Annotated in this window: 9 protein-coding genes; all 9 read right to left on the bottom strand. The window is 39.6% G+C overall.

Translation table 11 applies throughout. The features are described from left to right. Positions 1 to 86: YSIRK-type signal peptide-containing protein (locus HT730_RS09225; protein WP_173307414.1), on the bottom strand; the 86-nt coding region annotated here is incomplete at its 3' end. 787 nt (positions 87 to 873) lie between these two features. Then, positions 874 to 1428 (bottom strand): PBECR4 domain-containing protein, encoded by a 555-nt coding sequence (locus HT730_RS09220; protein WP_314514302.1) that lies wholly within the window; start codon positions 1426 to 1428, stop codon positions 874 to 876. A gap of 909 nt (positions 1429 to 2337) precedes the next feature. Then, on the bottom strand, positions 2338 to 3288 hold the full coding sequence (locus tag HT730_RS09215) for an N-acetylmuramoyl-L-alanine amidase family protein (RefSeq protein WP_173307413.1): 951 nt from the start codon (positions 3286 to 3288) through the stop codon (positions 2338 to 2340). A 374-nt stretch (positions 3289 to 3662) separates the two neighbouring features. Continuing rightward, positions 3663 to 5033 (bottom strand): MATE family efflux transporter, encoded by a 1371-nt coding sequence (locus tag HT730_RS09210; protein WP_173307412.1) that lies wholly within the window; start codon positions 5031 to 5033, stop codon positions 3663 to 3665. 114 nt (positions 5034 to 5147) lie between these two features. Continuing rightward, positions 5148 to 6314: a recombinase RecA gene (gene recA / locus HT730_RS09205; protein ID WP_173307411.1), complete on the bottom strand. Its 1167-nt coding sequence runs from the start codon at positions 6312 to 6314 to the stop codon at positions 5148 to 5150. A gap of 54 nt (positions 6315 to 6368) precedes the next feature. After that, positions 6369 to 7625 (bottom strand): competence/damage-inducible protein A, encoded by a 1257-nt coding sequence (locus HT730_RS09200; RefSeq protein WP_173307410.1) that lies wholly within the window; start codon positions 7623 to 7625, stop codon positions 6369 to 6371. An 83-nt stretch (positions 7626 to 7708) separates the two neighbouring features. Next, a complete protein-coding gene (locus HT730_RS09195) occupies positions 7709 to 8725 on the bottom strand; it encodes an LCP family protein (protein WP_000239274.1) in 1017 nt (338 codons plus the stop codon). A gap of 7 nt (positions 8726 to 8732) precedes the next feature. Beyond that, positions 8733 to 9251: a GNAT family N-acetyltransferase gene (locus tag HT730_RS09190; RefSeq protein WP_173307409.1), complete on the bottom strand. Its 519-nt coding sequence runs from the start codon at positions 9249 to 9251 to the stop codon at positions 8733 to 8735. Then, the gene (gene tsaE / locus HT730_RS09185; RefSeq protein WP_000288239.1) at positions 9241 to 9684 is read right to left on the bottom strand and encodes a tRNA (adenosine(37)-N6)-threonylcarbamoyltransferase complex ATPase subunit type 1 TsaE; all 444 of its coding nucleotides are present in this window, start codon (positions 9682 to 9684) and stop codon (positions 9241 to 9243) included. The genes HT730_RS09190 and tsaE overlap by 11 nt, the downstream gene beginning before the upstream one ends. Between the last annotated feature and the right edge of the window lie 66 nt (positions 9685 to 9750).

Raw genomic sequence — 9750 nt, 5'->3', positions numbered from 1 at the left:
GCAACACTAGCAGCTCCAAAATGGTATTTACGAATGGAATAACGGAAAATTTTCTCTCCATTACCATCATTCTTTTTCTTGAACATAAGTGAATCCTTTCCTCGCCTGAGGCTTTCTCCGAGCTTAGAAAGCGCACAAAAAGCCGATAGACGATAATATATCAACTATATAGTAACATTTCTGACATACAAATCAACCCTCTCGCTGATAAGATGGAATCAGGAAATACAAGAAAAAAGCGACATTATATATATATATATATATATATATATGCACAGACATATAAAACCTTTTGATACAGCCTATTTTTTAACAAATAGACGAGAGTTATACTATATTTATATATGTACAACATCCTCTGCGCCAATATTACAATATTGTTACATTTTGATTACAAAAACATTTCAAAATATATGATAGAAGCCTGAGTATTTTATAGTAATTTCCTTCCTATCAATTAGATCAACCAGTTGAGTGTCACACCCTATCCTCAGTCAAGGACTATTGCCAGCATTTCCTAGCCAATAGGGCGCTCCAAATCACCTATTCTAAGTCCATCACTAGCTTGGTCAGTAAGATACAGACTGCAAGGTGACGCTGACGTGGTTTGAAGAGATTTTCATTGAGTATAATTTTAACTTCTTACTTTTCATTCCTATTCCTTAAATAAAAAGCTCACTAAAAAAGTGAGCAACATTTCCAATGAGATACTTCTGTTGACGAGCGCGTCTCTCCGCCCCCTCATTGCCTTGCGAAGAGGCTTAGCGAATCGAAAGGAGGTGTTTTTTCCTGTTTTCAATTCTACTTATTTTTGCACATTTTTTTAATTTTATCAAGCAAAAAAACGCAAGCCGAAGCCTGCGAAAAGTTTTTTTATAACCATTTAATTTCTTTCACATCTGTTTTACGAACTTTAGCATATTTCTTAGCGCTTGTAAAATGTAGAGTAACCGGTTTAAACATTCCACTTTTATCTCTTCGTAAACCTAAAATTGCGGATCTTTTGTTTCTATCTTCAAAAAATATGACATCCAACTTCATAGTGTTTTTAGATAAATCTTTGGCTAGGATACAACAACTTGTTATCCTAGAATAGAAGATATCACCGATAAAACTATACAAAGATATCCTTTCTATAACATCGTTGTACATGGGATTATTTTTATATTCTTCCAAAATAAAAACACCAGCTTGAATAGCAGGTATTGTTTGACTAGCATAATCTCGTGTGATTTTGTGCAAGCCAAATAAGTGATGTAAATCAGTCAAGCAAAAATCTACTTCGAAAGTCTCTAAATGCTTATAATTCGTTGATACTTGACATGTTTTTCCATCGAATTTCTCTTGATAATCTAAAATACAATCAAGTAATTTCAACGACAAACTCCATATTTTCTCAAAATAAAAAAAGCACGGGGCAGTTCTCACTACTGCCCAAAGTGGATGATTAGAGTCGGCTTCTCTAACTCCCTATGTTGTGCTTATTAGGCTTATCGCAAGGGAACAGTTTTTAGCTCTGCCAAGCCACATAGCGTGCTTACTACTATGTGTCCATGTCTCCATGGATTGCCGAGCGGTTTAACGACGTTTTGGGAGTCGGGATAACGAGAAAAGTGATACTTTTACGTTTTTTCCAACTTAATTATGACATCTTTCTTTAAAAAAGTCAATATTTATCGCTTTCTTTAACGAAAAAAATCCCACAAGAACGAATCCTGTGGGGAGATACACATTTTAGAAAAGCTTTCCTTTATTCTACTATTTTTCTTGTATTTTATCATTCAGTATGATAAAATACAAGTTTTTTTGATAAAATAACCAAAAACTACTCGCTATCCCCTCTCATATCACCCTACATATCGTTTGACATGCGACTGATAGTTCAGGGAAACTTCAAGGACAACTTTTCTCTCATCCCCTATGTAGGTCATTTCTACTCTTATAGGCTCAATTTGACACTTTTCTTCTTCGAAGTGCTCATATGCCTACTGAATAGTGAGTTCGATTTATCCAAATTTATTTTTGTCTATTTTGATGAACACTTCCACGAAGATAGTCTGAAAAAGAAGCCGCCCCAATTTTCCTTCTCTTTTTAAGCATATTATTCCAGATATGATTGCCCTCTTGTTCAGTAATAAATTGCGCTTTAAACGCTTCAATCGGTTTACATTGTCAAATTTAGATTTTATTTGAGCATAACTTTCTAGTTTGCTTTTTGATTTTTATTTAATATAGTAGCAAAAATTGAAGGAAATATCTCCACAAGAAAACGCATACTATTAAGCTTTTTCAAGACCTAATAATATGCGCTGTTCTGATTTGAAAGACATTCCATTATTATTTTACTGTTATCAAGCCTTCAGGCTCGACTGTAAATTCTGGTTTTTCTGCTATCGTACCATCCTCTTTAAGGTAATACCAGCCATCATTTGATTTGACAAAGGCATTGGAAACCATGTCCCCATTTTGACTATCAAGATAGTACCAAGTCTCCTTGTATTTGATCCAGCCTGTTTTCATGGCGCCCTCTGTGTCAAAATAATACCACTTCTCAGCGATTTTCTTCCAGCCTGTCGCCATTTCGCCTGACTGATCAAACCAGTACCAGTTGCCGTCTGTGTGCTTCTTCCAGCGATCTGCAAGCATATATCCTGAACCGTCAAAGTAATACCAGGTACCATTGACTTTCTCAAACTTATCTTTTGGATAAGAACCGTCTGAGTGTACATACCAGGTGCCAGTATCGTTCTGTTGCCATCCTGCTTCAATCGTCAAGCCGTTTTCAATATCCTGCTTAAACTGCTCACGGCTAATACCCCATTTGGCAAGATAAGGATAGGGGTCAATGTGATCTGAGTTGTTGTCAGGTTGGTTATTGGTGCAATATTCGTGTGTCTTGATACCTGCCAAGTCGTCTGTATCAAGTGTTTTAGGTATCCCAGCCTCGTCTGCTAGATTGCGCAAGAGTTCGATATAGAGACGATAGTCAATCAGAAACTCTTCTTTTGATTCATGGCTTTCAATCAGTTCAACTTGTGCATAACCTTCTGCATTCCAACCGCCCCCAACGTCCCAGGCACCATTATCAACAGGTCCTACCTGCATAACACGACCATTACCGACTACGTGAGAAAAGAAGCCCAATTCAGGATCTTTTCTGTAATGGTAGTCAGCCTCATTTTGAACCGTTGAGTTGGGGTTGCCTGTGGAATGGGCATGGACTTGCCTATATGGTTGCACGCCGACTTGAGGCAAATCTGTTCTTAATTTACTCACATCAATTTCCATATTCTACTCCTTATCAATTAAAACAACTTATTTTTTACAATCCAGAGCTAGAAACTCCTTTATTTATACCTTACAAAGAAGACAATCCTAGTCACGATTAGGCTTGTAGATAGAACTTTAAAATGCACTATTTTGACACTGTAAATAGGACTGATAAGGTCTGCATTCTATCTACAATAACACCCCAGACTAAAAAGCTTTTCAAAAGTATATTTTTACAGTCTCTATATGTCCTTTTCATAAATACTATACTTTATTATATCATATAAAAGAAATCAAAAGTCTGTTAAACTATTTTCAAGACCAAACTAAAGATGACAGCACAAGTTTTTTCGATTTTCACCAGAGGAAATGGATTTTATTAGCAAATACAGCTAGGAGAGCACTTTGGTTGCCAAGATAGCCTTGCCTTCTTTTATCAAGGGGTGACGGAATAATGAGAAGTACAGTTGAACTGTCATGGCAACCCAGATGAGCGGTTCGCAAAGGATAACTCCCTTATAGCCTGCCCAAGGGATAATCAAGACCACAAAAGCGATTTTCCCGATTAGTTCGATAAAGCTAGAAACCAGAGGAAGAACCTTTTGCCCCAAGCCCTGCAAGCAATTGCGATAAATCAACAAGAGACTCAAAATAGGATAAAAGGCTGAACTGATTTGCAGATAGAGACTACCATTTTCTATCAAGTAACCATCTGTCGAACTAGCCAGGAAGGAAACCAAGGCTGGACTAGCAAACAAGAGGAAGACACAAACAAAAATTGCCCAGGATATACTTAAACGACTGCCGATTCGAAGACCTTGAACAATGCGGTCTGGGCGCTTAGCACCTAAATTCTGAGAAGCATAGGTCGTCATCGAAGCGGAAATAGCAGTCATAGGAAGAAGGGCGAAGGCCATAATGCGTCGCGCCGCTGTTTGAGCACTAATAATCACGGCTCCAAAAGTATTAACAGAAGACTGTAAAATCACACTGCCGATGGACACAATTGAACTCATCAAGCCCATAGCCAAACCTTGCTCCAAGAGATCCGCGTACAAGGACTTATCCCATTTGAAATGCTTAAACTGAGGCAAAAGTTCTGGCACGCTCTTACGAATATAGTAAAAACAGAGAATCGCTGATAAACCTTGCGAAATAATGGTAGCAAGGCCCGCAGATTGAACCCCCAGTTGCAGTTGCGTAATGAAATAGAGATCCAGAGCTACATTGACCAAGGCAGAGAAAATCAAAAAGCCAAGGGCAGCCAGACTGTCCCCAATAGATCGCAACAAACCTGCAAAAAGATTATAGGCAAAGCTGACACCGACACAGGTCACAATCATAGAAATATATTGATAGGATTGAGGGAGTATTTCAGCAGGAGTATCTAGGTACTGTAAAAGAGGATACAAACCAAAAAAGCCCAGCAACATAACTACAATACTCAAAAGTGCACCTAAAATCCAGGTGGCTGCTACTGCTTCCTTGATTTTAGTGAAATTCCGAGCCCCGTAATAACGGGCAATGACAATCCCCATGCCATTGCCAACACCAAGTGTAAAACCTACAATCAGGTCAAAAATCGCTGTCGTCGCCCCTACCGCCGCCAAGGATTCTTGACCAAGAAATCGTCCAACAATCAAGACATCAGCAGTATTATAGAGCTGTTGAAAAATATTTGATAGCAAGATTGGGAAGGCGAAGCTTAAGAGCGAGGGAAGAATCGGACCATGTATCAGGTCCACTGTTCGTTTTTTATTCATAAAGCTATTATATCAGCTTTCTAGTGGAGCCACAAGAAACAGCAAACCATAGTCAATCTGAAATCTTGAATCAAAAATCGAAAAAGTAGCGGATTTCTCCACTACTTTAACAGCTTATTCTTCAATTTCGATTTCAAGTTCGTCGCCTAGGTCAAGTGTGACTTCTTCATTCACAGAATCTGCTTGAACTGCTTCATCTTTTTTGTTTTCAGTATCTTGTTCTGAAGCTTCTTCTCCATCAATCAAGCCAAATTTAGAACGGACTTGCTTATCAATTTCATCAAAGATTTCTGTGTGCTCTGCCAAGTATTTCTTAGCATTCTCAGAACCTTGCCCGATTTTTTCATCCTTGTAAGAATACCAAGCCCCTGCTTTTTTGATAATATCCAAATCGCTTGCAATCTTCAAAAGCTCACCAGTCTTAGAAATTCCTTCTCCGTACATAATTTCAACTACGGCTTCCTTAAACGGTGGAGCTACCTTATTTTTTACAACCTTAATCTTAGTTTCTTTACCAACATTGTTTTCTTTTTGGTCACCAGTTCCCTTAATTTGTGTATTACCACGAACATCCAAACGCACTGAAGCATAGAATTTCAGAGCACGTCCACCAGGTGTTGTTTCTGGATTTCCAAACATGACTCCAACTTTTTCACGCAATTGGTTGATAAAGATGGCAATTGTTTTGGTTTTATTGATAGAAGCACCAAGTTTACGCATAGCCTGACTCATCATACGAGCCTGCAAACCAACGTGGTTATCTCCGATATCTCCATCAATTTCCGCACGAGGTACAAGGGCTGCAACTGAGTCGACCACGACAAGATCAACTGCACCTGAATCAATCAATTTTCCTGCAATCTCAAGACCTTGCTCTCCTGAGTCTGGTTGAGACAAGAGCAATTCGTCAATATTGACACCAAGAGCCGCAGCATAAGCTGGATCAAGGGCATGTTCCGCATCAATAAAGGCTGCAATCCCACCTTCTTTTTGCGCTTGCGCAACTGCATGAAGGGCAACCGTTGTCTTACCAGATGACTCTGGCCCATAGATTTCGATGATACGTCCCTTAGGATAACCACCTGAACCAAGGGCAATGTCAAGAGCCAAAGAACCTGAGCTCATCACTTGCACCTTTTGCTCCGCACGTTCACCCAAACGCATGATTGACCCCTTACCAAAGTCTTTCTCAATCAATTTAAGAGCGTCATTCAAGGCCTTTTCACGTTCTGCCCCAAACTTTTTTGAAATTTCATCTAATTTTTTTGGTTTTTTCGCCATTCTATTCTCCTACATTCTAATGGTCCTTAGACCTATCTACTATTATATCAAAAGTTAGTCACTTAATAAAGCCTTGCGAACTAGGTTAAAGGCATGCATAACCGCAATGTGGCGTACATCTGCTCGACTTCTACCTCCAATATTCACCTTGATAACCTCAGTTCCTTGCTCTTGAGCCAAGCCTATGAAGACTGTCCCAGCTGGGTGCCCTTCTAAGCTATCCGGTCCTGCTACTCCAGTCAAACTAATTCCAAAATCAGACTGGGTCTTGATTCGTGCCTGCTCAGCCATCTTCTGAGCTGTAAATTCAGACACCACACCATGTTCTTCCAAATCCTTGGCAGGAATATCCAACATCTTTGATTTTTCCTCCAAGCTATAGGTTACAAAACCACCCTTAAATATACTGGAAGCTCCTGAAAAATCCGCTACCCTAGCTTGGAAAAGCCCTGCCGTCAAACTCTCTGCAGCCGTGATAGTTTTCCCTTGTTTTTTCAGTTCTTCTACCACAATGCTGGCTAAACTAGTTTCTTCCCCATAACCATAGCAAAGTTCTCGTAAAGAAAAGCCTTCGAAAGTCTGGTGATCCAAGATTTGATGTTCCAAGATATCCAGCGCCTGATTTGCCTCTTCTTGACTGCTAGCCTTTGTTGACAGACGCAGAGTGACTTCTCCTGTCTTGGCATAAGGGGCCAAGGTAGGATCTGTTTGATTAGCAATTAAATCAGCCAAAATCGTCACCAGCCGGCTCTCGCCAATTCCAAAGAAACGAAGAACTCGGGAATACAGCTTGCTCCCTGTCATCAACTTTGGTAGAAGTTGGTTTAAAACCATAGGCTTTAATTCACTTGGCGGACCTGGAAGGACGACATAGGTCACTCCGTCTACTTCTAATATTCCGCCCACAGCCAGTCCTGTTTCGTTTGGCAGCGGAGTCGCTCCTTCTACAAGTTGAGCTTGTCTTTCGTTATTCGGTGTTCGGGCATAGTCTGGTCTCTGGGCAAAAAAGACATCCAACTTCTCCTGCGCCTGAGGGTCAAAGACTAATTCTTTCCCTAAAAATTTAGCCAGAGTTTGTTTGGTCAAATCGTCCTCAGTCGGCCCCAAACCACCTGTCAAAATCACCAGACTGCTACGTTGACTGGCAATCTCAAGTAAAGACAAGAGACGAGCTTCATTGTCTCCTACAGCTGTCTGAAAATATACGTCTACTCCAATCTCAGCTAGTTTTTCCGACAAAAACTGAGCATTGGTGTTGACAATCTGTCCTGTCAAAATCTCTGTTCCAACAGCAATGATTTCTGCTTTCATGTTTCCTCCTACCTATCTATTCGTATTTTTTTGAAAAAATCGCAGGAAATTTCCTACGATTGATTTTTTATTTGTATCAAAAGTTAATTATCTTCATCACCAACAGGGGCTCTGCCAAATAAATCTTCAAATAAAACCGCATTGGTTTCAAGCTGAGTGACTTCTTCTTGTCCCAAAGAACGTCGGAGTAGATTTTGCATTTCCAACATATGGGCTCTCGAAACAATCTGGTAAGAAACACCTTGAAGCATCTCTCCTTCACCCTGCAACTGCTGAGTTTCAATAGTTTTAAATGAATCTTTATAGCCTAGCAAGTTAGGGATACTTTTTGCAGACAAATCAATATTGGTCTGCATATTGTCACTCAAAGCTTTTAGAATCTCTTGATAATGACCAACGCTATTTAAACTGAGAGCTTTTTCCATGACTTTTTGAATAACTTCACGTTGACGTTTTTGACGACCATAATCCCCCTCAGGATCTTGGTAACGCATTCGTGCATAGACTAGGGCTTCTTCTCCCCCAATATGTTGCTCCCCAACACCGATAGAAATGGTATTAAATTCTTCTTGGTCACTGATAGAAATTGGGAAACCTAGGGTATTATTGACTGTAATACCACCTACTGCATCCACTAGTTTTTGCAACCCTTTCATATTGACCATCACATAGCGATCAATATGGATATTCATCATTTTTTGAATGGTTTCTATAGCAAGCTCTGCTCCACCATCTGCATATGCTGAATTCAGTTTCGCTTCATGAGCCTGACCATTCCCTGATTCAATGCGGGTCAGAATATCCCGTTCTAAACTCATCATCGTTGTTTTTTTCGTTTTAGGATTCACTGTCATCAAGATCATGCTATCACTTCTACCGACCCAAGTTTCAGTTCGTTCAGCATTTCCGGTGTCCACTCCCATTAACAGAATGGTTAGAGGTTCAGTCGCTTCAATAACCTTGGTTTCTTCGCCGATTTTTTTATAGGTTTTAGCTAAGGTTTCTGTCCCTTGTTGATAAATAGTATAAGCAAAAATACCTGCTCCTACTACAGTTACAGAAAGTAAAGCTAGCACCATTCCAATAATTTTTTTAACCATATTTCTACTAATCGATCAGTTTACCCATCAAGTAAACATCGATAAATTTCCCTTCTTCTATATATGCTCCACGCTCTTGGCGACCTTCAATGACAAAGCCATGCTTTTGATACAGATGAACTGCAGCCTGATTACGAGTTTGGGCAGTCAGTTGGAGACGACGCAGAATGCCACTTGCTTGTGCCCACTCTATCGCTTCTTCTAGCAACAAACTTCCCAAGCCATTATTCCAATATTTCTTACCAATCACAATGAAGAGGTCTCCAATATGACGGACTCTCTTACGCTGGTCAGCTGTGATATTTACAAGACCAGCAATTTCATCATTCAGCAAGGCAAGTAAAGTGATTTGATTTTCTGAGTGAGCCTGTTTATCCAAAAACAACTCCATCTCAGTATCTGTCAATAGAATACCTTCCCCGTCCAGACTAGTAAAATCTGTCTCCAAACTTACACGATTTAAAAAGGTCACTAATTCAGCTGCATCTTTGGGCTCTGCTTCCCTAATGAGCAATTCATACTCCATGTTGAAGCTCCTCTAAGAGTTTTTCTGCACGCAACCCCTTTGCTTGGAAATGTAATCTGCGACCGTCTTCTTCTTTTAGAATTTCCAATTCTAAATAAGTATCTGGCAAGGCATCTCCTAAGAGATTTCCCCACTCAATAACAGTCACGCCTCCACCAAAGAGAAATTCATCTAAATCAATAGAATCAGCATCCCCCTCTATACGATAAACATCTAGGTGGTAAAGCGGAAGACGCCCCTCATACTCTCTTACGATAGTATAGGTTGGACTTTTAATCATTTGAGAAATCTGTAAACCTTTAGCAAGTCCTTTAGTAAAGGTTGTTTTACCTGCACCCAGTTCTCCAGTTAAAATTAAAACATCATTCTTTTCTAATAAATGACCCAAACGCTCCCCTAAGGCTTGCAGTTCTTCTTCATTTTTTGTGTACATATTCTTATTATACCAAAAACTTTTCTTTTGTGTCTATTTTCCTGCTAAACTTATACTCAATGAAAA

It is taken from the genome of Streptococcus sp. k-628, assembly GCF_013277475.1.
GTDB lineage: Bacteria > Bacillota > Bacilli > Lactobacillales > Streptococcaceae > Streptococcus.
Note: the sequence above shows the minus strand (reverse complement) of the source record. Positions and strands in the feature narration are given on the sequence as shown.